Source organism: Pseudoscardovia radai (assembly GCF_002259605.1).
Classification (GTDB): domain Bacteria; phylum Actinomycetota; class Actinomycetes; order Actinomycetales; family Bifidobacteriaceae; genus Pseudoscardovia; species Pseudoscardovia radai.
Map to the genome: position 1 here is coordinate 89586 of NZ_MWWR01000004.1, position 26034 is coordinate 115619.

Here is a 26034-nt window from a genome sequence, read left to right on the forward strand (position 1 = left end):
ACTGTTATCGATTCCATAACAGTGGGATGGGTTTCGGGCATTTTTCGACGATTTCGGGGCCGGAATCGTGGATTTCTGTCCGGAAGTCGTACCACTGTTCCGGGGAGGAGCCCGCGCACTCGCGGATTTGGTTAACAGTGGCTCTCACTGGCACTGGGGCGACCAGCGAGAGGGACTGTTGGCGGGGGAATCGTTGGGAATAGGCCGATTCCTTTCCAACGGTGTCTCTCGCTGGCACGGTGCTGACCAGTGAGAGGGGCTGTTGGCGCAAAAGGCCAGCAATCCCAACGCACATCTCGCTAACAGTGGCCTTCGCTGGCACGGTGCCGACCAGTGAGGGCCACCGTTGCCGGGGAAGGCTAGTGTTTGCAACGATGGCTTGGTTAACAGTGGCCTTCACTGGCACGGTACTGACCAGTGAGAGGGACTGTTGGCGCAAAAGGCCAGCATTCTCAATGAGCATCTCGCCAACGGTGGCCTTCACTGGCACGGTACTGACCAGTGAGGGGGACTGTTGGCGGGGAAGGCCAGCAATTCCAACGAGCATCTCGCCAACGGTGCCTCTCGCTGGCACGGCGTTGACCAGTGAGAGCCACCGTTGCCGGGAAAGGCTAGTGTTTGCAACGATGGCTTGGTTAACAGTGGCCCTCACTGGCACTGGGGTGACCAGTGAGGGCCACCGTTGCCGTCGCGCCAGCGCGCCACGTCGGTATGATAGCTGCGGAGGAGGTCAGTGCCATGGATCGAATTCGTCGGGGCTATCGTGGCGCCGCATCTCGCGAGACCGCGCCTGCCGAGCAGACCGATTGCACCGAGCCGTCCGCCGAGCAGACCGATCCGCAGACCTACGGCGACGGAGTTGTGCGCAAACATATCGTGGTCACGGGGCTTGTGCAGGGAGTGGGGTTCCGCTACGAAACGCTGCGCCGCGCCCGCCGCATCGGCGTGGTCGGATGGGTGCGCAATTGTATGGATGGCTCGGTGGAGCTTGAGGTGCAGGGCGAGCCGCTGCGCGTTGCGAGCATGATCGAGTGGCTGTGGCAAGGGCCGGAGTGGTCTCGTGTCGACGATGTCACCGTCGAATCCATCCCGCCGCTCGGCCGCCTCGAAGCCGAATCCACCTTCATTGTGACCCGCTGAATGTATGAACGCTTCCCCCGAAATTTAGATTCAAGATGCTTGCTTGATATGCTTCCATATTGTAGGGATTCATATTGTAGGGATTGTTTTCGGAGACTATCCGTAGTGGAAGTAGCATTTTCTGAAATCTCTGGAGATCGTGAATTCAAGTGCTAACAAAAAGTTTTCAAGATGCAGTGGATTTTCCGCCACCCGCCTCCCCACGCCATAGGGTGCGCCGCATCGTTATCGCAATCGTAGTCATCGCCATCATCTACGCCGTGGCGTGGGGCGCGGCGTATGCGCGACTCGGCGGACTGGATGATGACAACAATGCCGTGTTCACCGACGCAAGCGTGGCATATGGCATCGCGCAGACCCTGCAGGAACAACTGGAGGCATGCCCGGCGGCCGCGGGGTCCAGCGCTTTCGACGATGGCGAGAATCCGCTTGATTCCAGGCCTGAGAGCCTTAGCAGCCATATCAGTCCTGCGGTGTGGAGCATGGTTGCGCAGAACCGTCGCATCCAGGCGGTGACATCGCGCAATCTCGCGGCGGAGGCGCGGTTGTCGGCCTATTCGGCGAGTCTGCTTGAGACGATGCACGCCAACGGATGCCGGATTCACGTCGAGGAATCTGTGACCTCTTTCAATGGTGCCGCCGACACGATTGCCTTCGACAATGGCGCCGCCGATGGGTCTGAAGACGGGAGGTGAGCGCCATGTCTGGAACAACGTCTGAAAAGAACGAAGACGCCACGATGTCCGGGATCCGCGCAAACGCGCCGGCTTCGATGCCGGCGCCCGACCGCCGTCGTCCCCATGCCGTCCGTCGTTGGATTCTCGGCATCGTCATCGTGCTTCTCGCGGCCTATGCGGTCTGCTACGGCGTGGTCGTGGCGCGTTTTGCACAGGACTTGGCATCGTATCGGGAATACTGGGCGGCATATGAGCCGGCTCAGCAGGCGGCGGAGGAATTCGCACCCGTCCTGGAACAATGCGAGGGGGCCAGGGAGCCTGTTGCCGCGCCGGAACGGATCGAGAGATCAGGCATTGCCGATGCGCGGCCGTCCCTGTGGCTCGGCACGTTGGTGTCGCAAAACGCCACGATGGGCAAGGATCTGGCGGTGCTGAAGGATTCCACCCGCGCCGCCGTGTGGTTCGTCGACGGCGGGCAGGCCGCGATAACCGAGTACGGTTGCGACGCGACGGTCTGATGCCGCGTCGCAACCCCGCCTGTGCGCGCTAGACACGCGTCTCAGTCCGCGCTAGCCCCGCCCACGCTTGCGGAGGCCCGCTCCGCCCGCGTGGGCGCGCCGACCGCCCGCCCGCGCCCGCGCCCGCGTGCCTTAGTCGAGAAGGTGCTGCTGGGAGGAGAAGGCCTCGCGGTCGATCATCCACAGGGTCTGGTGGCGGCCGGCGGCGAAGGAGCTCGGGATATCCGGGTCGCCCGGGTGGTCGATGGCGGAATGCACGGCGTCGGCCTTGGTCAGGCCGGACGCGACCATCCACACGTAGCGCGTGGACTGGATGAATGGCAGCGTCAGGCTCAGGCGCAGCGGCGGCATCTTGGGGGAGTGGCTCACGCCGGTCACGCGCACATCCGGGTCATGCACCTGCATGGCGTGGTGATGCGGGAACAGCGAGGCGAAATGCCCGTCGGGGCCCACGCCGAACAGCGCGATGTCGAGCACCGGGTTGTCCTTGCCGGCGAGGGCCTCGCGCAGCTCGTCGTTATACGTCTGCGCCGCGGCGTCGAGGATCTCGTCGTTCGTGCGCGCCGGCGCCACGTCGGCCTCCTGGCGCGTGCGGGTGTCGGCTGGCATCTCGTGGATGTTCTCCTCGGGCAGCAGGCCGTTGCGCACCAGCGAGTCGAGCCACGCCTCGCGCGCCTGCTTGGCGTTGCGATCGTCGGAATCCTTCTGCACGAAGCGCTCGTCGCCGAACCAGAAATGCACGCGCGGGAACTCGATGATGCCCTGCGCGGTGTTCTCGCTGGCCGCACGCAGCACATCGATGCCGGTGCCGCCGCCCGTGAGGGCCACGTCCACGCGCTCCTGCTTGGTCAGCAGGTCGCTGATCTTGAGCAGAAGACGCGTCGCCACCGCGGTGACGAGGATCTTCTTGGTGGGGTAGATCACCATCTCGCGGCGCGCGAGGGCGTTCTTCAGATCGCCTTCGTCGTCATCGGTGGTGTTGATGTAAAAAGTAGAATCGCTCATTCTCAATCGTCTCCCGGTCTGTTCGACCGTCTGTATTCGTATTCCTATGTATTCCTGTGTTCCGTTGCTTGCCAGGGTGCGCGTGGCCGCGTGGCGAGGGCCTGGGGCCGCGTGACGCCCGCGCGTGGCAAACGACTGCCGTTCACCATGCTAATGCCCGCCCATAACCGGCGCGCTTTTGCGCCGTCGGCATACGATTTTCCCTCGACACGATGTTCGCGCCCCGCCTCGCGGACGGCATTCGGGTACGGCGCTGTGCAGACGGCGCCCCTGTACACACAACAAAACGCCGGCGGCGCGAACCGCGATTCCGCGGCGGCGCCATCCGGCGTTTCGCATATGGCGGGCGGAAGGGTGCGGCCCGGCGCGCCTACGGGCGCTGCACGAGGTCCCAGCCCTTGTCGACCACCTCGGCGTAGATCTCGTCGGGGTCGAGGCGGCGCAGCTCCTCGCTCAGGCAGTCCTCGAGCGTGCGGCGCGGCACCGACATGATCTGCGGCTTCTGGCCCGGCAGCGTGATGATGCATTTGTCTTCGTGCGGGCGTTCCAGCGTAATCTCGCCATCGTCGCGCACCAGCCGCACGCCGGTCACCACCTCGCCGTCCGGATCGGTTTCGAGGGTCACGGGCACGTGCAGGAACAGCGCCATCCACGCGGCGAGCAGATACGCTGGCAGATAGTTCGGACCGGCCGTCACGGTGGCGCTGCGCACCGGCGTGTACGGCGGGCGGTCCAGCATCGAGGCCACGAGGCCGCGCCACACGGTCAGGCGCGTCCAAGACATATCGGTGTCCTCGGGCATGCGGTTCTCGCGCAGTTCGGCGAAGGTGGCGGCGGGGGAGTCGCTGCGCAGCGCGTCGGTGACGCGGGCCGTGGCCATGCGGCCCAGCGGGTCGGCGGCGGGGTTGAGCGGCGGGTTCGTTGGCCACCACGCCACGATGGGCGCGTCGGGCACAAGCAGCGGCATGACGAGCGTGTCGAGGTGGTCGTTGAGGCCGCCGTGCGGGCGCAGCACGATGCATTCGCCGGCGCCGGCGTCGGCCCCGAAGCGCACCTCCGCGTCGAGCGGATGGCAGGAGCCGTCATCGTTGAGGATGGGCGTGCGCGAGCTCGACGGGACGATGACGATGACGCGGCACGGATGCTCGCGGCTCGCGGCGTTCGCGGTTTCGAGCGCGTTCTCGAGCTCCTTCTCGCCCGTGCTGATGAGCAGCGTCAGGACGCGCGTCTGCGCGGCCTCGCCCCGCTCCTCATGCAGTTCGTTGATCTTGAGCGAGATCTCGGACGTCGTGCAATCGGGAAGTTCAACAATCATGGCATCCTCCACATCCTGCCGTCGCGGGCGAGCATCTCGTCCGCCTCCTTCGGGCCCCATGTGCCAGCGCGGTACGGCTGCGGCTGGCCGAGCGTGGCCCAGTACTCCTCGATCGGGTCGAGGATCTCCCACGAGAGCTCCACCTCGCGGGTGGTGGGGAACAGCGGCGGGTCGCCGAGCAGCACGTCGAGGATCAGGCGCTCGTAGGCCTCCGGCGACGCCTCCGTGAAGGAGCTGCCGTAGTTGAAGTCCATCGACACGTCGCGCACCTCCATGGCGGTGCCCGGCACCTTGGCGCCGAAGCGCAGCGTGATGCCCTCGTCGGGCTGCACGCGGATCACGATGGCGTTCTGTCCCAGCTCGCGCGTGGCCGTCTGCTCAAACGGCAGATGCGGGGCGCGCTTGAACATGACGGCGATTTCCGTGACGCGCTTGCCCAGGCGCTTGCCCGTGCGAAGGTAGAACGGCACGCCAGCCCAGCGGCGCGTGTCGACGTCGAGGCGGATGGCGGCGTAGGTCTCGGTGCGCGAGTTCGGGTCGATGCCCTTCTCGTCCAGGTAGCCGATCACCTTCTCGGAGCCCTGCCAGCCCGTGGCGTACTGGCCGCGCGCCGTGTGATGCGCCAGGTCCTTCGGCACGCGCACGGCGGAGAGCACCTTCGTCTTCTCGGCGGTCAGGTCGCTCGCCTGGAAGGAGACGGGCTCCTCCATGGCGGTGAGCGCCATGAGCTGCAGCAGGTGGTTCTGGATCACGTCGCGCGCGGCACCGATGCCATCGTAGTAACCCGCGCGGCCGCCGATGCCGATGTCCTCGGCCATCGTGATCTGCACGTGGTCCACGTAGTTCGCGTTCCACACCGGCTCGAACATCATGTTCGCGAAGCGCAGGGCCAGCATGTTCTGCACGGTTTCCTTGCCCAGGTAATGGTCGATGCGGAACACCGAGCCCGGGTCGAACACGTCGGAGACCACGCGGTCGAGCTCCTTGGCGCTTTCGAGGTCGTGGCCGAACGGCTTCTCGATGATGACGCGGCGCCACGCGCCGGACGGCGAATGCGCCAGGCCGGAGTCGCGCAGCTGCTTCGACACCTGCGGGAACGCGCGCGGCGGCACCGACATGTAGAACGCGTGGTTGCCCTGCGTTCCGCGCTCGCGGTCGAGCTCCGACACGGTGTCTGACAAGCGCTGGAAGGCGGCGGGGTCGTCGAAGTTGCCCTGCACGAAGCGGATGCCGCCACTGAGGAAGCGCCACGTGGCCTCGTTGAACGGGGTGCGGGAATGCGCGCGCACGTTCTCCTCGACGAAGGCGGCGAACTGCTCGTTCGTCCAGTCGCGGCGGCCGAAGCCGACGAGGCCGAAGTTCACCGGGAGCAGGCCGCGGTTCGCGAGGTCATAGACGGCGGGGAGCAGCTTCTTCTTGGAGAGGTCGCCCGTGACGCCGAAGATGACCAGCGAGCACGGGCCCGCGATGCGGGGAAGGCGCAGGTCGCGCGGGTCGCGCAGCGGGTTGCGCCATCCCGCCGGCGGCTGCTGGTGCTGGTCGGAGGCGGGGGTGGTGGTTGAGGTGGTTTGGGTTGTGGCTTGGGTTGCGCCCTGAGCGGCCGAGGCGGTGGCGCCGCTTGGTGCGGCGTCGGACGGTGATGTTTGGGACTGTGTCATGCTCCTCCTTACGCGTTCCTGCGCGGCGGTGGCGCCGGACCGTCGGTGGCGCTGGGCCGATGTCGATGCGCGCCGCGTGCGACGGCCGCGGAATCGTATAGAACTGCTGCCATACTATCAGCCGCGCCGCTCGTGGCGGAAGCGCGCGCCATACCGTGGAAGCCCTTTGTTTTCAACGATTTTCGCACCGTTATCGCTGGCAGCGTGACGCTATTGCGGGCTGTTTCCCATTATGGACTTCGTATTCCACGATTCACCCAGCGAATCGCGCCACTTTTCCATCGGTTCGCGCCATTTCATCGGTTCGCACACACCGTCGATTCGCGCTACCCCCCCCGATTCGCACACTCCGTCGATTCGCGTCGTTCCACCGATTCACGCATCCCGTCGATTTGCGCCGTCCCCGCCGGTTCGCGCCAAATCGGCGCGCCCGCACCTTCCCTTCATATCCCCCGCCTTCATAACAGTGTGATGGCTTGCGGACGAAAATCCACGATTCCCCCCCCCTCGAAATCGTCGAAAAATGTCCGTAAGCCATCCCATTGTTCCGGAGGGGAGATTGCCGTTCGCAAGCCGCCCCCACAGTGCCTCTCGCTGGTCGGTGGGGTGCCAGTGAGGGCCACTGTTGGGGGAGCTGGTGTTGGGAACACTGGCCTTTTTCCGCAAGGGTGGGTCTTGCTGGTCGCCCCAGTGCCAGTGAGACTCACCGTTGCCGATAGGGCGGCGGAGGAATCGTTGTGCCCTCCGCCGCCTCGCGTCATCGCGCCCCCGCCGTCCCTCGCACCGTCGCGCCCGCGCCGGATCAGGCATCGCCCCAGCGGCGCAGGTGAATCGTCAGTTGCCGCAGCGACACCGGCTTATGCACATCGATTTTCCGACCCGACAGCTGCTCCAGTCGCTGCGCCACGCCGTGCACGAACTCCATCTGCTTCGCGGGCAGGCTCAGATCGTCGTGCGTGGCGCCGAGGCGCGTCCAACCGGCGTTGTTCAGAAGGTTGAATCGTCGAATGTCGCTTTCCCAGCGCTGCTCGTGCTGCTTGCCGTCATACTCGATCGCCAGCTTGTGCTCGCCGTATGCCAGATCGAGATAAAAACACGATGTGGACCGCCCGGAGTAATAGCCGCCCGCGCTCGCGTCGTCCACGGCCCCGCCGGTCGGCACCTCGATCCGCGGATTGACCTGCGGACACGGCAGCCCGCACTGCATAAGCAACAGGCGCAAGCGCGTTTCCGCAAAGGAATCCGTGTTATCCCGCACCAGGTCGAGCGCGCGAAGGCATGTATCGAAACCGCGCGGGAGCTTGCGCCGCGGCTTCTTGCGCGTAGTGGCCGTGTTGTTCGCATCGTCTGCGTCTGCATCCGCGTTCGTGCCCGAGCTCCCCGTGGCGGAGGCGATCGTGGTGCCCGCGCCTGCTCGTTGCGATCCCCGCACCTCCTGGACGAAGGCAGACACGGACTGCCGCAGGCGCTCGGCGGTCGTGTACTTCATGTCACGGTTGCGGCGGAGCAGGGCGTCGCCGAGCATCGTGACATACCCGAGCCCCTCCGTGCGCGCGAGCATGATCCACGCAATCTCGGGCCTGACGATTCTCACGCCGTCGATCAGCGTGGTCGGCATCGGGAAGCTCCAGCACGTCGGGGCCGTGCCGTGATATCGGTGGCGCGATGTCGCCGGCGTGGATACGACGACGAGCTCGTCGCTGTCGATGCCTTGCGGCACATCGATTCCCGCGGCGTGCAGTGCGGTCAGCCCGCCGAACACGAGCTCGCATCCGGCGCGCGCCTGCAGTGCCGAACATCGCTCGAGGGTTTCGGCTTGTCGGATCCGCACCTTTTGAGGGAACGGAATGCTTGTGTCTGCAATGATTTTCCGGCTCAGACCGGTCAGTTTGTTTTCGCTCATGGCCCGACGCTAACCCGGCGCGCGCAATGACGCGGCCGATGTCGGACAATGTGGACGAAGCTCAGTCCATTTTGGGCCCCAAAAATCGTGTCATTGCGCGACACGCCTGAAATCAAAGGGGAAACAGGCTGTGGTGGAATTGTGAAGGCATGTGGATAACTCATTTTCGAAGGGCGTTTTTGTGCTCACGTGAGCACAAAATCCACGATTTTCCCATCGCGCATGCGATGCGCGGCGTGTGAAGATGAATCGGGCCGGGGCGGGAGCGGGCCGAACGGGAGCGAAGGCGGGGCGACAGTGGAGCTCGCTGGTTGATGTCGTGCCAGTGAGGGCGACTGTTGGGGGGGAGTCGGTGTTGGGAACACTGGGCTTTTTGCGCAAGGGTCGGTCTTGCTGGTCGGTGCGGTGCCAGTGAGAGCTACTGTTGGCGGGGTAATCGTTGGGAATGCTCGTTCTGTTGCGAGACAGTGCCCTTCGCTGGTCGCTCCAGTGCCAGTGAGAGGCACTGTTGGGGGAGTATCTGTTGGGGATACTGGCCTTTTTGCGCAACGGTCGGTCTTGCTGGTCGCTGCGATGCCAGTGAGAGGCACTGTTGGGGGAGCTGGTGTTGGGAATACTGGTCTTGTTGCGCAACGGTGCCTCTCGCTGGTCGCCTCAGTGCCAGTGAGGGCCACTGTTGGGGGAGGCGGCGATGCATGATAGCGGTATGGAATTCGTCGCACTTGAGGACGCGCGGGGCCTGACCCGATTCGACATCGACCGGCTTGCCGCGCTGCATCGTGCGCTGGCCCCGTCCGCGCACGCCTATGACATCATCCACACGCATTGCGAAATCGTGGCGCGCCTGGCGCTGAGCGTCGCGCGCGCCCGCGGCTACGAGGCGGGAGATCCGAACGATTTCGAACCGCACCCCATCCCCGGGAGCATGTCCACAACAACGCCCCCCGTCATCAACGAGCGCCTCCTCGTCATGGGCGGCCTCATCCACGACATCGGCACCTACCAGCTCATCAAGCATGACGGCTCCGACGGCGAACCCCTGCGCTTCAAACATTCCAAGTACATCCAGCACGGCCTGCGCGGCTACAAGCTGCTGCGCGCCTGCGGCTTCGACGAGGCGCTCGCGCTGTTCGCCCGCAACCACACGGGCATCGGCCTGACCGCGCGCATGGTGCAGGACCAGGACCTCCCGCTGCCGGTGGCGGATTACGTGCCGGTCACTCTCGAGCAGGACCTCGTGATGTACGCCGACAAATTCCACACGAAATCCGACCCCGCGGAATTCGTGGGCTTTGACCGCTGCATCCGCCGCGCCGCGAAGCACGGCGAGGCGAACGCGCAGGGCATGCGCGACCTCATCGACCGCTACGGCATGCCCCCGGTCGAGGCGGGCGCCGCGGAATACGGCATGGTGCTGCGCTGACCGGAGGTGCCGCGGAGAATCCACGATTCTCCCTGCGTGCACACGTCAGGAGAATCGTGGATCGCGGGAACCCCTCAGTCCACGACCCCGTACAGGCGGTCGCCGGCGTCGCCGAGGCCCGGGACGATATACGCCTGCTCGTTGAGGTGGTCGTCGAGCGCGCATGTGACCACATGGAAGTCGATGGACGGCGACACCTCGGTTTCGAGGCGCTTGATGCCCTCGGGCGCGGCGATGACGTTCAGCGACGTAATCGTGCGCGCGCCACGCTCGTACAGGTAGTTGATCGCTGCCACAAGCGTGCCGCCGGTAGCGAGCATGGGGTCGAGCAGGAAGCACTGGCGGCCGCTGAGGTCGTCGGGCAGACGGTTCGCGTAGGTGATGATGTCGAGCGTGCGCTCGTCGCGCTTCATGCCGAGGAATCCGACCTCGGCGGTGGGCAGAAGCGTCATCATGCCGTCGAGCATGCCGAGGCCGGCGCGCAGGATCGGCACGATCATCGGCCGCGGGTCGGTGATGCGCTTGCCGACGGTATGCGCCACAGGGGTGTCGACGGGCACGTCCTCGACGGTGAGGTCACGCGTCGCCTCGTATGCCTCGAGGGTGACGAGTTCGGAGACAAGCTGACGGAAGGTGGCGGACGGGGTGTCCTTGCTGCGAAGGACGGTGAGCTTGTGGTCGACGAGCGGATGGTCGAGCACGGTGAGTTTCATTGTCATGCCTACAGGATACGCCGCGCCCGCGGTGCCGTTTTTCCCATACGATGGACCCCGTGAAGTCATCGGATGAATTGTCGAAACCCGCGCCCGCCCCATCCCCCTGGAACCGCGCGATGGACGCGGCCCTGGACGAGGCCCGCGCCGCGCTCGACTCGGGCGACGTGCCGGTCGGCGCCGTCGTGCTGGACGCCGACGGAGCCATCGTGGCGCGCGGGCGCAATATGCGCGAACGCCACCTCGACCCGTCCTCGCATGCCGAGGTGGAGGCCCTGCGCGCCGCCGCCCGCGCGCTTGGGCGCTGGAACCTCGACGGCTGCACGCTTGTGGTGACGCTCGAGCCGTGCCCCATGTGCGCGGGCGCGGCGGTCAGCGCGCATGTCTCGCGCATTGTGTTCGGTGCGTGGGACGCGAAAATGGGCGCGTGCGGCTCGGTGTGGGATATCCCGCGAGATCCGCATGTCGGCGCGTTCCCCGAGGTGTACGGCGGCGTGCGCGGCGAGGAATGCTCACGATTGCTCCGCGCCTCCTTCCGCACCCTGCGCTCCTAGCGCACCGGCCTTCGGGGCGCCCGCGTCTCCCGCCCCCCGGCTCGACGTCTCCCGCTCCCGCGCCCCCTGCCCCGGCTCTCGGCGCGTCGCATGTGCAGAATCGCGGCATATTTCACCCCGCCGCGCCCAAGGCGGCCCGATCGGGTGCACGATGGACGAAGATGGAAAACCGTGCCGGAACGGCCGATGCGCGTGTTCCGGCGTTTGCTTGTCGGGAGGAATCATGGAATCCATGCTTGCCCCGGGGCGCGGCGCGCGGAAGGAACAAGGCGGTTCCCGGTCCGCGGCCGACGATACTATGCCGGGCGCCGGCACAATCGTATGGGGCCCCGACGCCCCGCTCGACCCCGACGCCGCCACCACGGCCGGGCTTCTCGCCGCAGACCCGGACTCCGCGCGCCCGCGCCCGCGCCGCACGCCGCCCGCGGCGGCGGTCGTTCCGCTCGCCATCGAGCATGTCGCCATCGTGGCATGCGACGGATCGCGCTGCATCTTCCCGGACTCCACCGTGCTCGTCAACGCGCAGGGCGTGATCGAGCGCATCGGCGAATCCGACGCGCTCGACCCGTATATACCGCGCGAATACCGGCGCATTCCGGGCCGCGGCCGCTTCCTCATGCCGGGGCTCGTCAACCTGCATGCGCACGGCTTCTCCGACGGCGCCCTCGGCGCCTTCGGCGGCCCCAAGGTGCGCGCGTTCCATGCCTTCCGCCACTCCTTCCTTGGCCGCACGGCCCGCGCCCGGCGCGACCTTGACTTCGCGCGCTCCATGATGGCCGAACAGCTCGCGGCCGGCGTCACCACGGTGCGCACGGGCGGCGACATGGGCTACGAGATGGTGGCGCTGCGCGACGCGGTGAACGCGCGCGAGATGGTGGGCCCGCGCATCGTGGCGTCCGGCCCCACCATCGGCACGCCGCACGGCCGCCGCACGAGCCGCCGGATGCTCGATGCCTCCACGCTCGAGGCCGCGCGCGACAGCTGCCGGCGCAATATCGAGGCCGGCGTCAACTGCCTCTCGCTGTCGATCACGGCCGACGCGGGCGACGACATCGACGTCAGCGAGCTGAGCCATGTGCAGATGACCGAGCGCCAGATCCGCGCCGTCTGCGCCGAGGCGCACCGACGGGGCCTGCTTGTGGCCGCCCGGTGCCTGAGCTCCCAGGCCGTGCATACGGCGCTGCTCGCGGGCGCCGACATCGTGGAGCACGGCGCGGCGCTCGACCGCGAGTCGCTGCGCCTGCTGCGCCGCAATCCGCTGTCGCTGCGCGGCTGGAGCGCCCTCGTGCCCATGCTGTTCGAGGCGCAGACGCGCGCCACGCTGCCGCAAAGCGAGCTGGGGCAGTCCGACGCGGCGCGCGCGAACGCCCGGCTTGTCTGCGACGGCGTGGCGAAAGGCGTGCGCCAGGCCGATCTCGCGGATGTGGCGATCGGCGTGGGAACGGATTCCGGCGTCACCTTCATGCCGCAGTACGCGATGTGGCGCGAGCTCGACGCACTCGTGCGCTTCGGCGGGCTGACGCGGGCGCAGGCGCTGCATTGCGCCACGCTGCAGGGCGCGCGCATCCTCGGCATCGAGAGGGTGACGGGCTCCATCGAGGAAGGCAAATACGCCGACCTCGTGATGCTCGAGGGCAATCCGCTGCGCCATCTGCGCGAGCTGGAAAGCCCCACGCTTGTTGTGGCGCGCGGGGTGGCGCTGTGGAAGCCGCGACCGCGCCGTTTGCCCGAGCTCGACCGTATGCTCGACGTGATATAGCGATACGAGACGTGATATAGCGATACGAAAGGATGGACATGACCTCGACGCAGAGAATCGAACTGCCCGACGGCGTGCGCACGAACGGCGCCGACCCCAACCCGTGGTGGGCGAATTCCGTGGTGTACCAGATCTACCCGCGCTCCTTCCAGGACACGAACGGCGACGGCATCGGCGACCTCAAGGGCATCACGAGCCGCCTCGACTACCTCGCGCGCCTGGGCGTCGACGTGATCTGGCTGAGCCCGGTGTACAAGTCGCCGCAGGACGACAACGGCTACGACATCGCCGACTACCGCCAGATCGACCCGATGTTCGGCACCATGGACGACATGGACGAGCTGCTCGCCACCGCGCACAGGCTCGGCATGAAGGTGGTCATGGACCTTGTGGTGAACCACACCTCCGACGAGCATCCGTGGTTCCAGGCGAGCCGCGACGCGAACGACCCGCACGCCGACTGGTACTGGTGGCGCCCCGCCAAGCCCGGCCACGAGCCCGGCACGCCCGGCGCGGAGCCGAACCACTGGGGCTCCTATTTCGGCGGCAGCGCCTGGCAGTACGATGCGAAGCGCGGCGAGTACTACCTGCACCAGTTTTCGAAGAAACAGCCCGACCTCAACTGGGAGAACCCCGAGGTGCGCCACGCGGTGTACGACATGATGAACTGGTGGATGGACCGCGGCATCGACGGCTTCCGCATGGACGTCATCACGCTGATCTCCAAGCACCTGGGCCCCAACGGCGAGATGGAGGACGGCGAGATCGGCCCCGAGGGCTACTCGAACGTCTACTGGTTCTGCGAGGACGGCCCGCGCCTCGACGAGTTCCTGCAGGAGATGCACCGCGAGGTGTTCGACGGGCGCGAGGGCTACCTCACGGTCGGCGAGGGCACGGGCATCGACGGCGGGCCGCGCGACGAGTTCATCACCGATCCGCGCAACCGCGAGCTCGACATGCTGTTCGTGTTCACGCATCTGGACATCGACCATGGCGAGGGCGGCAAGTGGACGCCCAAGCCCATGCGCCTGACGGATCTCAAGCGCACGATGGCCGCGCAGCAGAACGCCGTGGCAAGCCACGGGTGGGCGAGCATCTTCCTCGATAACCACGACCAGCCGCGCGTGGTGAGCCGCTGGGGTGACACCACAACCGACGAGCTGCGCGTGAAATCCGCGAAGGCTCTGGCCCTGCTCGCACATCTGCACCGCGGAACGCCGTATATCTACCAGGGCGAGGAGCTCGGCATGACGAACGCCGGCTTCACGCGCCTCGACCAGTACCGCGACCTGGAGTCGATCAACATGTACCACCAGCGCGTCGACGAGGCCAAGGTGGAGTCGGCAGAAGACATGATGGCCGGTCTCGCCGCGCAGTCGCGCGACAACGCCCGCACGCCGATGCAGTGGGACTCCACTCCATACGCGGGCTTCACGGCGGCGGACGCGCCGGCCAAGCCGTGGATCGAGGTGAACCCGAACCATACGACGATCAACGCCGAGGACGAGGTGGCCGATCCGGACTCCGTGTTCGCCTTCTACCAGCGCCTTATAGAGCTGCGCCACACGAACCCCATCGTGGCGGCCGGCGACTGGAAGCTGCTCGATCCCGACGACGAGCAGGTCTACGATTTCCTGCGCTCGCTTCCGGAGGAGAACCCCGAGGAACGCCGCTCCCTTCTCGTCATCGTCAACTGCGGCTCAACTTCCGCGCATATTCCGCATGACGCCGCCGAGCTCATCCACGGCGCGGTCGACGCCTCGCGCATCGTGCTGTCGACCACCGACCCCGACATGGCGGCCGCAAGCCTGCTTCTTGGCAAGCTGTCGCCATGGGAGGGAATCGTCTACCAGCTGTAGGCAGGTCGACGCGACGGATGCGGGGGCTCCGCCGGTGCTTTTCTCGGCGCCGGCGGGGCTTTCTTTTAACTCACCGTAAAGTTACGGTGGCATGACGTGTCCGGCGTGGTATTATTCAGGTAACACGCGGACGCACCATGCAGGAAACCCTATGGTTTCGGGCCGATTTGTGCTGTCGAGACGTACGTTTCACGGATCCAGGGTAGTGAAGGGCGTCGCGCCGCGGCAGAGAATCGCGCGTGTGTTCCGTCGCAACCGGATCGGGGGCCTTGGGCTTCGTCGGGATGCGCGACGGGGCTCTTCGGGGCGTTGGATAGAGCGCTCGCGATGCGGTTAGCAGGAGGTCATCGATGGTTGGCATGAGAGACGTCGCCAATGCGGCGGGCGTGTCGCTCAGCACTGTGTCCCTCGTGGTCAATGGTTCGGGCTATGTCTCCGATGCCATGCGCGAGAAAGTGCTCAAGACCATCTCCGACATGGGCTACGAGCCCCGCAAGCATGTGCGGTCGGCCGCCCGATGCGGCATGGTCGGCGTTATCGTCCCCACGCTGCGCCATCCCTTCTTCGCCTCGCTGATTTCCGAGATTGCCAAGCAACTCGCCGTCATCGACGAAATCCCCCTGATCCTCGGCACCAACGAATACGCGGGGGCCGATGGCATCTGCGCCGACATGCTGCGCCATCGCAAGCTCGATGGCATCATCGTGTGCTCGCATACCTCGGGCACGGCCGCCGAACTCTCGACCATCAACGCGCCGATCGTGGCCTTCGACCGCTACCTGCACCCCTCCATCCCCGTGGTCAACAGCGACCATATGCAGGGCGCGCATCTTGTGGCGGAGCTGCTCGTCGGCACCGGCGTGCAGCGCGTCATCGAGATGGGCGGGCCGCGCTCGCAGTTCCATGACATCCCGATCGACGAGGAGGGCAACGACACCTCCTTCCCGACCACGCACTACCACCGCACCCTCGAGGAGGAGCTTGCCAAGAACGGCGTGCGCGTCGAGTACATGCAGGTCAGCGATGTGTCCGATATGTCCCTGTTTCGCAAGGTGGCGGCGGCCGCTTTCGAGAAGCAGGAGAAGGTCGACGCGATCGTGGCGCCCGACATGGCGGCCGCGTATTCCGTGCAGCAGGCGCTGCTGCGCGGCATCGAGATTCCCAAGCAGCTCCAGGTGGTGGCTTACGACGGTACTATCGTCACCGACATGGCGGGCATGCGCATCACGGCGGTGCGGCAGAACGTGGGCGCGATTGCGCGCGGGCTCGTCACGACGCTGAACCAGGAGATCGAGCGCGGCGGGAAGCTGCGCGATCGCAAGGTGGAGCACAAGCTCGTTCCCGTGCGGCTGGTGACGGGGGATACGACGCGCTGAGCGCGCGGATGCGCCTTTCTTTTGTTTCGTCACGAAATCGTGACGTATGTCTGCGTGTGGCGTGAGTTAATTGGGTTTACTATTGGCGGTGGAAGCCCGGAAAACGGTGCCTTGCGCTCCGCCTTCCGACGATGATGCCGATGATGCCGTCTGTGACGATGCTGCCAAGAAACGATGCTGTTATTGCGGACATCCGGCAATGCCGCCGCATGGCGCCGATTGCGACGTTCAGGATGCGGGGGCTGAAGGACATACCAAGCAAAAGGAGACGATATGAGCGACCTTGACGATAGGAACGTCCCGTCGGGACGCGATTCCGACGAGGCCGACGAGCCTGTGCCCGAGGCTGCGCCCGAACGCACCGAGGCGGACGAGGACCGCGAGAAGATCCCGGGAATCGAGACCCCGGATATCAGCCATGCCTTCTCGCAGGCGCAGTTCGAATCCGTCGACCGCCTCGCCGAACCCTTCACCACGCGCGAGGACCGCCCCGAGGGCGAGCCCGAAACCGTGACCAACACCGACGTGCAGAACGTCGTGGCCGCCACTTCGGCCACGCCCGCCGCCGCGTTGTCCGGCGTGGCCGGCGCCGAGGCGCTGAACCCCGAGTCCGCGTTCAACGACATGCGTGACCCGATGGTCGCCGCGGACGGTTCGCGTCCCACCAAGAAAGAAGTCGTCAGGCTCGGCATCGGCTTCACGCTGTCCGCCGTGCTCTGCGCCATCCCGTGGGTTGCGCTGAACTCCATCATCCTGCCGGCCGTGCTCGAGAACATCAACGCCTCGGGCAAGGAGTCCATGCTCGGCGCCATCAACGCCGTCGGCTCCATCGTGGCGCTTCTCGCCAACATCATCTTCGGCACCCTCTCCGACCTCACGCGCAGCAAGTGGGGCAAGCGCTCGCCGTGGATCATTGCGGGCGGCATCGTGGCAGGCCTGTCCGTCGGCGCCATCGTGCTCGTGCAGCACAGCTACGGCGCCATCATGTTCTTCTGGTGCATGGCGCAGATGGGCTATAACATCATGCTCGCGCCGTTCGTCGCCACCATGTCGGACCGCGTGCCCGATAAGTTCCGCGGACGCGTGTCCGGCTTCTACGGCGCCGGCATCGCCGCGGGCCAGACGCTCGGCAGCTTCGTCGGCGCCGCGCTTCTGCGCCAGGGCCAGAGCGGCATGAACGCCGGCTGGATGATGGGCATGGGCGTGTTCGCGCTGATCGGCATCATCGTGGTGGCCGTGTGGCCGCGCGAGAAGAGCAACGAGGACGAGCCGCGCGAGAAGTTCTCCGTGCGCATGCTGCTGATGTCGTTCCGTCCGCCGCGCCACGCGCCCGACTTCTACTACGCGCTCGCCGGCCGCACGCTGATGATGGGCGGCTACTGGATGATCAACTCCTACCTGCTGTACATTGCGCAGGACTACGTGTTCGCCGGTGACTCCGACGCGAACGGCAAGGCCTCGGCGCTGATCGCCACGATGTCCGTGATCACGCTTATCGTCTCGATGATCGCTGCGCTCGGCGCCGGCCCGATCACCGACCGCATCGGCCGCCGCAAGCTGCCCGTCGCGCTCGCCAGCTGCCTGTTCGCGGTCGGTTCGCTGATGCCTCTGCTGTTCCCCAGCTCCGTGGGCATGTACCTGTTCGCCGCCATCGCCGGCCTCGGATACGGCACCTACAACGCCATCGACCAGGCGCTGAACGTGTCGGTGCTGCCGAATCCGGACGAGGCCGGCAAGGACCTCGGCATCCTCAACCTCGCGAACACGCTGTCGACCGTTATCGGATCGCTGCTCACCTCGGGCATTGTGCTTATCGTCAAGGCGAGCATGGGCGTGACCGAGACCCCGAAGCAGGCCTACACCGTGGTGTTCATCGTGGCGATCGTGATCGTGCTCATCGCCGCCTGGCTCATCATGCGCATTAAGAAGGTCAAGTAAGCGGCCAAGTAAGCGGTGCGCGGGCGCGCCGTGTGGGCGTGTGCATGGGCGGGCGTGCGTGCGCTCCGTCTGCTCGTTCGGCCCGTGCGTTCGGCCCGTGCGTTCGGCCTGCGTGTCCGGTTCGTGAGCCGGCCGCGTCTTCGAAACCCGTACCATTGTTGCCGATTCTGCAACAGTGGTACGGGTTTCGGACATCTTCGACGATTTTGGGCTCGAAAATCGTGGATTTTGTTCGTAAGCCATACCAGTGTTCCGGAGGAGGCGACCGCCTCGCGCTGTGTCCCGTCCTCCTCCCCGCTTGCCGAACAGTGCCTCTCACTGGCACGGGGGCGACCAGTGAGACCGACCGTTGCGGACGGAGCCTAGTGTTTTCAACGCCGCCTTGGTTAACAGTGCCTTTCACTGGCACGGTATCGACCAGTGAGGGCCACTGTTGTCGGTCGGAGTGGGCATTTTCAACGATTTCCCCGTTGACGGTCCCTCTCACTGGCACGGTAGCAACCAGTGAGACCGACCGTTGCGGCAAAAGCCCAGTGTTCCCAGTGCGAACTTCTCCAACAGTCGGTCTCATTGGCACTGGGCTGACCAGTGAGGGCCACTGTTGCGGGCGGGGCCTAGTGTTTTCAACGCCGGTCTGGTTAACAGTGCCTCTCAGTGGCACGGGAGCAACCAGTGAGAGGGACCGTTGGTAGGGAAAGCAAGCGTTTCCAATGGTGCTTGTCTTAACAGTGCCTCTCAGTGGCACGGGAGCAACCAGTGAGAGCGACCGTTGCGGACGGAGCCTAGTGTTTTCAACGCCGCCTTGGTTAACAGTGCCTTTCACTGGCACGGTATCGACCAGTGAGATCGACCGTTACCGCGAAAGCCCAGCGTTCCCAGTGCGAACTTCTCCAACAGTCGGTCTCATTGGCACTGGGGCGACCGGTGAGGGCCACTGTTGCGGACGGGGCCTAGTGTTTTCAACGCCGGTCTGGTTAACAGTGCCTCTCGCTGGCACTGGGGTGATCAGTGAGACCGACCGTTGCGGCAAAAGCCCAGTGTTTTCAATGCGGGTTTCTCCAACGGTGCCTCTCACTGGCACGGTGGTAACCAGCGAGAGGCACCGTGTGCGGGCGGGGCGTGGGCGGTGGTCCGCGAGCCGTACCACTGTTCCGGAGAGGCGCCCGCCCCGTCGCGCTCCGCTCCGCACTCAAAAATCGTTTCAAACGTTACAAAGGCCGCAGAGCGGACGATGGCTATCGCTTCACGGAGGGACGTGCCTACCTTGAGGCCAACGTTCGGCACAACAAGCCGATCTGAAGACACCTGCTGTGCGCCGCGAAACCGCAGCGCACCGGACTTTTTCGAAAGGAGGTCCACCCGAATGAAGGCTCTGCGCACTGTTACGTCCGCCATCGCCACCGCTCTCGTTTCCGTCGTCAGCGGTGTCAACGGCGTTATTGTCGTTCTGCGCAGCATTACCATCGACGCCCTGCGTCGAATTATTATCAAGCCTTCATCGCTGGTGGACTGAATCATACAGAGCCCGCCCGCGAAGGCGGAGCTCGATAGACACAATCCATTGTCTCCGCCCGATCAGGGTTTCACAGCGCGTCGCAGCAATTCACAATTCACCGAATACATCACGATTGCGCCGCCGTCACAAGCAGCGCAACCCGGCACGGAACGAACCGCCGTGGAGCGAGCATCGCATCGCCCCGCCGACGCCGCCCGCCCCGCGCCCAGAAGAAGGAACAACGGAGGCAATCCCAGATGAGCATGGCAACGGGGAGCGAAGCGAGCGAAGACGTCGCCCGCGCCGGCGCGACCCTCGCACAGAAGGCCCAGAAAGTCGCACGAAATTCGGTCAAGCAGGTCATCGCCGCGTCGATGGTCGGCACGGCCATTGAGTTCTACGATTTCTACGCCTACGGCACGGCCGCGGCGAACTATTTCCCGAAGATCTTCTTCACGAATCTCGACAACGACCCCACGGTTGCGCTGCTGGCCTCGTTGCTGACGTTCTCCATCGCCTTCATCGCCCGCCCGCTCGGTTCCATCGTGTTCGGCCATTTCGGCGACCGCCTTGGCCGCAAGGCCACGCTCGTCGCCTCGCTGCTCACGATGGGCTGCGCCACGGTGCTTATCGGCTGCCTGCCGACCTACGCCATGTGGGGCGTGTGGGCCGTCGTGGTGCTGTGCCTGTGCCGCTTCGTGCAGGGCATCGGCCTGGGCGGTGAATGGAGCGGCGCGTCGCTCGTCGCCACCGAGAACGCCCCGGCCAACAAGCGCGCCACCTACGGCTCGTTCCCGGCGCTCGGCGCTCCGATCGGCTTCTTCCTCTCCAACGGCACCTTCTTCATCCTCGAGGCGAAGCTCAACGATGACCAGATGCTGGCCTGGGGCTGGCGCGTGCCGTTCCTGCTCTCCGCCATCCTTGTGATCGTCGGCCTCGCCGTGCGAGTGACGATGGAGGAGACCCCGGTGTTCAAGGCCGCCATGGCCAAGCACAAGGTGGTGAAGTCCCCGATCGTGACGGTGCTCCGCACGAGCTGGCGCCAGGTGCTCCAGTCCACGTTCATCGTGGCCGTGACGTATACGCTGTTCTACACGCTCGCCACCTGGTCGCTCGCCTACGGCACCACGCATCTGGGCTTCAGCCGCCAGGAGTACCTCGGCTTCCTCATGATCTCGATCTTCATGTTCGCCATCTTCATCGTGGTCTCCTGCAACTTCGCCGACCGCATCGGCCGCCGCCCGGCGCTCGTCATCTCCTCGGCGCTGCTCGTGGTGTTCGCGATCTTCTTCCCATACCTGCTCATGGCGCAGCATGAGACCTGGCAGGTCATGCTGTTCCTGTGCATCGGCTTCGCGCTCATGGGCATGGCGTTCGGACCGATCGGCGCGTTCCTGCCCGAGCTGTTCAAGGCGTCCGTGCGCTACTCCGGCTCCGGCCTGGGCTATAACCTCGCGGCCATCGTGGGCGCGGCGTTCGTGCCGACCATCGCCACGTGGCTGTCGAGCCACTGGGGCGTGCGCTCGGTGGGCCTCTATCTAGCGGTGATGGCCGTGTGCTGCCTCGTGGCGGTGCTCACCTGCCGCGAGACGAAGAACTCCGACTACACGGAGTGAATGGGGCCGCTGTGGTTGCGCGGCGGAAACACGATTGCCCCATCGTGTTTCCTCGCGCAACCGCCTCGCGCAACCGCCTCGCGCAACCGCCTCGCGCAACCGCCTCGCGCAACCGTCTCGCGCTGCGCGAACATAACTGAACGGGCCCGTGATTCCCGGCCCGAAACCCGCGGATTCCTGAGCGAATCCGCGCGGGAATCCCATAATCGTGCCCTGCGTGCGTTATTCTACGAATGGCGTTTCACAAGGTGGACAGCCGTCGCGGCGTTATCTGCCGCCGACGGGTATGATGGGCATCAGGTTCAGGACAAAATCCTCTGCCGCCATGCCTTGACGGTATCCATGTTGCGTTTACTGCTGCGAGTTTAGCAACATGAATTACGGCAAACTCGCGCGAAGTGTTTCGGATGTTCGTAATATCCGGAGCGCCGAACAAACCGAAAAATTAAGGAGTGCTAAGTTATGGCAGCTCAGATTTGGTATGAGAAGGACGCGGATCTCTCCGTTCTCGAGGGCAAGACCGTCGTCATCGTCGGCTATGGTTCCCAGGGCCATGCGCATGCTCTGAACCTCCGCGATTCCGGCGTGCACGTGGTTGTCGCTCTGCGTCCGACCTCCAAGTCCGTGGAATATGCCAAGGAGCAGGGCCTCGAGGTCATGTCCGTGCCGGAGGCCGCCAAGGTCGCCGACATCATCATGATCCTGGCTCCTGATCAGTACCAGGCCCAGATCTGGAAGAACGACATCGAGCCGAACCTGAAGCCGGGCGCTGCCATCGCCTTCGCTCACGGCTTCAACATCCACTACGGCTACATCAAGCCGTCCGAGGATCACCCGGTGTTCATGGTCGCCCCGAAGGGCCCGGGCCACATCGTGCGTCGTGAGTACGCCGCTGGCCGTGGCGTGCCGGTGGTCGTGGCCGTGGAGCAGGATCCGCGCGGCGACGGCTGGCCGATCACGCTTGCCTACGCCAAGGCCCTCGGCGCTCTGCGCGCCGGCGCCATCAAGACCACGTTCAAGGAGGAGACCGAGACCGATCTCTTCGGCGAGCAGGACGTCCTCATGGGCGGCATCAACCACCTGTGCGACATGGGCTTCGATGTGCTGACCGAGGCCGGCTACCAGCCGGAGATCGCCTACTTCGAGGTGTTCCACGAGCTCAAGATGCTCGTCGACCTCGCGAACGAGGGTGGCCTGAACAAGGCTCGTTGGTCTTGCTCCGACACCGCTCAGTACGGCGACTACACCTCCACCGTCATCAACGAGGAGACCAAGAAGCGCATGCAGTACCAGCTGAAGCGCATCCAGGACGGCTCCTTCGCCAAGGAGTTCATGGACGACCAGGCCGCTGGCGCCCCGAAGTTCAAGAAGCTGCAGGAGGAGTACTCCCACCCGCACCTCGAGACCGTGGGTCCGAAGCTCCGCGCCATGTTCTCCTGGAACAACCAGAAGGATGCCGACGCCGATATGGCCGAGTCCTTCAACGGCAAGATCGCTCGTACCCAGGTTCAGTAAGGTTTGCGAATCCTTTGGGTTCGCTGGGTGCGTGAATGCGTCGGCGGGCTTCTTCTGAGGCCTCGCGAGTATTCACGATTCCACCGCTGACCTTCAGGGCCGGGTGCTGTGCTCCGCGCACGCACCCGGCCCTTTGTATGCCTTGGGGAGGGGCGCGGAATCGTGTTAGGCGGGTGTTCCCACACCCGTTTAAGGCCGTTTCGGGTGATTTTGGTGCCTTAATGGCGTCGAAATCGTGTTAGGCGGGTGTCCTCGCACCCGTTTAAGGCCATTTCGGGCAGGGCGAGGCACCCTCCGCCCCTCCGTCCGCCTCTCCGACCACTCCCTTGCTTTTCCGCGCACCCCGTACCATGGTGGAGAACGAGAACCAAGACAGCGAGAGGACGGGATGAGGAATGTCCATGAAGAAAGTCGGAATCATCGGAGTCAATCACGTGGGCGCGCATGTGGCGAACGCGCTGCTCTACCAGTCGCTGGCCGATGAGATCTACCTGTGCGACACAAACACCACGCTGTGCGCGGCGCAGGCGAACGACCTCGTCGACGCCATGAGCTTCTACCCGCGCTCGGCCCGCATCATCGACTGCGCCGACCGTTACGAGGACCTCGCCGGATGCGACGTGCTCGTCAACGCGGCCGGGCACGTGGCCGCCGCCGCGGGAAATCGTGACGGCGAGCTGTTCGTCACCTCCGCCGAGGCCAAGACCTTCGCGCAGCGCATTGTGGATGCGGGATTCGCGGGCGTCATCGTCACCATCGCGAACCCGAACGACGTCATCGCCACCGAAATCCAGGGCCTGACCGGCTATGACCCGCGCAAGGTGATCGGCTCCGGCACGACGCTCGACTCCGCGCGCCTGCGCCACGCCCTCGCCGATGCCACGGGCTTCGACCAGCGATCCATCAGCGCCTGGATGCTCGGCGAACACGGCTTCTCCGAATTCGCCTGCTGGTCGCATATCACCTTCGGCTCGCTCACGGTGCCGGAGGTCGAGCGCCGCACGGGCCTGACGCTTGACCGTAGCACCTTCGAAACCGCCGCTACGAAAGGCGGCTTCGTGACGTACCAGGGCAAGCAGTGCACGGAGTATTCCATCGCGAACTCCGCCACCGAGATCATCAAGGCCGTGCTGTGCGACGCGCATATCATCACGCCCGTTTCGACGTATATCGACGATGTCTACGGCGAGTCGGGCGTGTATGCGTCGCTTCCGTGCGAGGTGGGCGCGCGCGGCGTGGAGCGCGTGCTCGTGCCGGAGCTTGCCGACGACGAGGTGCAGCGCTGGCACGATACGTGCGCCCATATCCGCGCGAACGTCGAGAAGGTGCGCTGCTGGTAGGCGGTTGTTAAGAGGCGGTTGCGCGGCGCGTGGCGTATACGATGGCCCCGCGCCGCGCTTATACGATGCGCCCGCGCCGCTACCGCACCAGCGCTACCGCACCAGCGCCGGGCGGTCGATGCCCTGGTTGAAGAACAGGTACTCGTGCTCCGACGAGATCAGCGCCGCGTCCATCATGGCATCGTAGTTCGCGCGCGATCCCTCGCGGGCCAGGCGGTTGCACACCGCGAGCTCGCGCGCCACGCTTGTGTTGAACGACGTGTCGGAGTACTGGCGGATCCACGCGCCGTACGGATGGCTGTCGAGGTCGAGGCGGCGGTCGGCCGCCTGCTTCATGATGTCGAGCCCGATGGCCCCGTACAGCCAGAAGCACGGCATGACCACGGCCGCCAGCTGCGCGTAGCTGCCCGAATCCGCCACGCGGTGCTCGTGCCCGATATACGCGGCCGTCACCGTGCTCATGGTCTGGGGTTCGGGGGAGAAGCCGTGTTCGACGAACCACTGCCCGTGGAAAGACACCTCCGCATCCACGCCGCCGGCCGCGGCATGCGCGAAGAACGTGCGGTCGTGCAGCGTGTCGGCGCGCACGGAGGCGAGCGCGAGCAGCGAGGAGTAGTCGGTCAGGTACAGGTCGTCCTGGTGCAGGTAGAACGAGAAGTCGAGCAGGTCGAGCGTGCCGTCGAGCATGCGCTGGATGAACGGCATCTCGCGGATGCGCTCGCGCACGCCGCGCACCTGCGTCCAGTAGTCGTCGGTGAAGGTGCGCGCGGTGGGCGGCGCCATCCACATGAAGTCGATCGGGCCGTGGCCGTGCCCCACGTGCAGGCCGTCGGCGGCGGCGATGGCGCCGGTCATCCAGTCCTTCGCGGCGCGCGCGGTTTCCTCCCACGAGGCGTACTGCGGGCGCAGCGCGGCGAGCGAGGCGGACAGCGAGTCGCCGGTGCCGTGCACATTAACGGTGGCGACGCGGCGCCCCGGCAGCGTGATGACGCGCGTGGCGGTGTCGGCGTCGGCGGCGGTGCCGGGGCGCGAGGCGAGGTCGGTGCGCGTCGGCGCGGGCGCGGAATTCACCACGATTCCTCCGGTGGCCTTCTCGGCATCGGCGAGGCGGTCGAGCACGGCGGCGGGGATGATCAGCGCGTCGTCGCAGGCGGGCGCGGGGTTCGCGCCGGTTCCGCGCGTGCGGGCGGCATCCGCACCTGCCGGCGCGGGGCCCGCCACAGCGGGTGAATCGTCGGAATTCTCCGCACCACTCAGCGCGAACATGCCCGCCTTCGCATACACGATGACGCCGAGCTCCTCGGCCACGCGGCGCGCCATAAGCACGGCGCCGTCCCATGTGGTCGGCGCGGCGTCGGCGTGGACGAGCGCCGCGAGCTCCGGCACGTTCGGCGTGATGATGTCGGCGAGCGGCAGAATGGTGCGCAGCTCCTCCTCGGCGTCGGGGGTGAGCAGCGAATCGCCGGATTTGGCGTACATCACGGGGTCGATGACCACCCAGGGGCGGGGCAGGCCGCGGCGCGCGTAGTCGTCGAGAAGCGCCTGGAGCCAGTCGCGCACGCAGTCCACGATCTGGCTGGTGCCGAGCATGCCGATTTTCATGGAGTCGATGCGGCCGTCGTCGGCCACGGAGTCGAGCTGCGCGCGCAGGAAGGCGGGCTCCATGTTCACGATGTCGGTGACACCCTGCGTGTTCTGCGCGCAGACGCACGTCATGGCCGCGTAGCCGAAGACGCCGTGCGCCGTGAAGGCCTTCATATCGGCCATGGTGCCGGCGCCGCCGATGGGGTCGGAGCCCTCGATCGACAGCACGCGCGCGCGGGTCGGCGCGTCGGCCGTGGCGTCGGCGTGGGCCTGGTAGCGCAGCACGGTGCGGGTGGCCTCGTCGAGATGAGCGGAGGCGAACGATGCGGCGGTCGCGGAATCAGCGCGGTCCGCGCAGGATTCCGACGATGCGGCGGATGCGGAAAGGGAATACGACGATGAAGACGATGCCTGTGAATCCTGTGATGCCTGTGCCAATGCGGCGGTCCTTTGCTTGGGCACGCGACGCAGCTGCGGCCGTGTCTGCTCCCACGGCCATGGTGCGGCTATGCGCCATGCATGCGATGGTGGTCTGCGAATGCGGTCGGCTGCCCCCGGCCTGTTCCGACTCTACCGCACGGCGTCGCCATGCCGCGGTGGCATCGTGTTGCGGGCATCGCCGCCATTCGAGGCGCCGACCCCGCAC

At 65.7% G+C, this 26034-nt stretch carries 19 protein-coding genes; 13 read left to right on the forward strand and 6 right to left on the reverse strand.

What is annotated here, in order from left to right:
• The first annotated feature begins 738 nt into the window (after positions 1–738).
• The 3 genes from PSRA_RS02495 (at position 739) to PSRA_RS02505 (ending at position 2335) form a co-directional block, all read left to right on the forward strand.
• Positions 739–1140 (forward strand): acylphosphatase, encoded by a 402-nt coding sequence (locus tag PSRA_RS02495; RefSeq protein WP_094660313.1) that lies wholly within the window; start codon positions 739–741, stop codon positions 1138–1140.
• Positions 1141–1316: 176 nt separating this feature from the next.
• Positions 1317–1835 carry a hypothetical protein gene (locus PSRA_RS02500; protein ID WP_143516304.1) on the forward strand — a complete coding sequence of 173 codons (519 nt, stop codon included), beginning with the start codon at positions 1317–1319 and terminating at the stop codon, positions 1833–1835.
• Between the two features lie 5 nt (positions 1836–1840).
• The gene (locus PSRA_RS02505) at positions 1841–2335 is read left to right on the forward strand and encodes a hypothetical protein (RefSeq protein WP_143516305.1); all 495 of its coding nucleotides are present in this window, start codon (positions 1841–1843) and stop codon (positions 2333–2335) included.
• A 132-nt stretch (positions 2336–2467) separates the two neighbouring features.
• Here PSRA_RS02505 and pgl read toward each other — a convergent pair whose 3' ends face one another.
• The 4 genes from pgl to PSRA_RS02525 form a co-directional block, all read right to left on the reverse strand.
• A complete protein-coding gene (gene pgl / locus PSRA_RS02510) occupies positions 2468–3340 on the reverse strand; it encodes a 6-phosphogluconolactonase (RefSeq protein ID WP_094660318.1) in 873 nt (290 codons plus the stop codon).
• A gap of 370 nt (positions 3341–3710) precedes the next feature.
• On the reverse strand, positions 3711–4655 hold the full coding sequence (locus PSRA_RS02515) for a glucose-6-phosphate dehydrogenase assembly protein OpcA (protein ID WP_094660470.1): 945 nt from the start codon (positions 4653–4655) through the stop codon (positions 3711–3713).
• The gene (gene zwf, locus PSRA_RS02520; protein WP_094660319.1) at positions 4652–6313 is read right to left on the reverse strand and encodes a glucose-6-phosphate dehydrogenase; all 1662 of its coding nucleotides are present in this window, start codon (positions 6311–6313) and stop codon (positions 4652–4654) included. Before zwf ends, PSRA_RS02515 begins: the two co-directional genes overlap by 4 nt.
• Before the next feature lie 802 nt (positions 6314–7115).
• Positions 7116–8216 (reverse strand): DUF559 domain-containing protein, encoded by a 1101-nt coding sequence (locus tag PSRA_RS02525; protein WP_094660320.1) that lies wholly within the window; start codon positions 8214–8216, stop codon positions 7116–7118.
• 691 nt (positions 8217–8907) lie between these two features.
• On the opposite strand from PSRA_RS02525, the gene PSRA_RS02530 reads away from it, so the two are divergent.
• On the forward strand, positions 8908–9639 hold the full coding sequence (locus PSRA_RS02530; protein ID WP_245834845.1) for an HD domain-containing protein: 732 nt from the start codon (positions 8908–8910) through the stop codon (positions 9637–9639).
• A gap of 74 nt (positions 9640–9713) precedes the next feature.
• Here the strand turns inward: PSRA_RS02530 and upp are convergent, their stop codons facing one another.
• Positions 9714–10352 (reverse strand): uracil phosphoribosyltransferase, encoded by a 639-nt coding sequence (gene upp, locus PSRA_RS02535; protein ID WP_094660323.1) that lies wholly within the window; start codon positions 10350–10352, stop codon positions 9714–9716.
• Positions 10353–10471: 119 nt separating this feature from the next.
• On the opposite strand from upp, the gene PSRA_RS02540 reads away from it, so the two are divergent.
• The 9 genes from PSRA_RS02540 to PSRA_RS02575 all read left to right on the forward strand — a co-directional run bounded on the left by PSRA_RS02540 (position 10472) and on the right by PSRA_RS02575 (position 23804).
• A complete protein-coding gene (locus PSRA_RS02540; RefSeq protein ID WP_094660324.1) occupies positions 10472–10906 on the forward strand; it encodes a nucleoside deaminase in 435 nt (144 codons plus the stop codon).
• Positions 10907–11129: 223 nt separating this feature from the next.
• Positions 11130–12665 carry an amidohydrolase family protein gene (locus tag PSRA_RS02545; protein ID WP_158216290.1) on the forward strand — a complete coding sequence of 512 codons (1536 nt, stop codon included), beginning with the start codon at positions 11130–11132 and terminating at the stop codon, positions 12663–12665.
• Positions 12666–12703: 38 nt separating this feature from the next.
• Positions 12704–14524, forward strand: a complete 1821-nt coding sequence (locus PSRA_RS02550) for a glycoside hydrolase family 13 protein (protein WP_094660327.1) — start codon at positions 12704–12706, stop codon at positions 14522–14524.
• A gap of 350 nt (positions 14525–14874) precedes the next feature.
• Positions 14875–15900 (forward strand): LacI family DNA-binding transcriptional regulator, encoded by a 1026-nt coding sequence (locus PSRA_RS02555; protein WP_094660329.1) that lies wholly within the window; start codon positions 14875–14877, stop codon positions 15898–15900.
• A gap of 273 nt (positions 15901–16173) precedes the next feature.
• Positions 16174–17838 (forward strand): MFS transporter, encoded by a 1665-nt coding sequence (locus PSRA_RS02560; RefSeq protein WP_094660330.1) that lies wholly within the window; start codon positions 16174–16176, stop codon positions 17836–17838.
• 1363 nt (positions 17839–19201) lie between these two features.
• Positions 19202–19351, forward strand: a complete 150-nt coding sequence (locus PSRA_RS09315; RefSeq protein WP_158216291.1) for a hypothetical protein — start codon at positions 19202–19204, stop codon at positions 19349–19351.
• Positions 19352–19596: 245 nt separating this feature from the next.
• Positions 19597–20949 (forward strand): MFS transporter, encoded by a 1353-nt coding sequence (locus PSRA_RS02565; RefSeq protein WP_094660471.1) that lies wholly within the window; start codon positions 19597–19599, stop codon positions 20947–20949.
• A 462-nt stretch (positions 20950–21411) separates the two neighbouring features.
• On the forward strand, positions 21412–22464 hold the full coding sequence (gene ilvC / locus PSRA_RS02570; RefSeq protein ID WP_094660331.1) for a ketol-acid reductoisomerase: 1053 nt from the start codon (positions 21412–21414) through the stop codon (positions 22462–22464).
• Positions 22465–22865: 401 nt separating this feature from the next.
• Positions 22866–23804, forward strand: a complete 939-nt coding sequence (locus tag PSRA_RS02575) for a lactate/malate family dehydrogenase (protein ID WP_245834846.1) — start codon at positions 22866–22868, stop codon at positions 23802–23804.
• A 93-nt stretch (positions 23805–23897) separates the two neighbouring features.
• On the opposite strand, the gene PSRA_RS02580 is transcribed toward PSRA_RS02575, so the two are convergent.
• Entirely contained in the window at positions 23898–25826 is a 1929-nt protein-coding gene (locus PSRA_RS02580; RefSeq protein ID WP_094660335.1) for a bifunctional hydroxymethylpyrimidine kinase/phosphomethylpyrimidine kinase, read from the reverse strand.
• Positions 25827–26034: the final 208 nt, after the last annotated feature.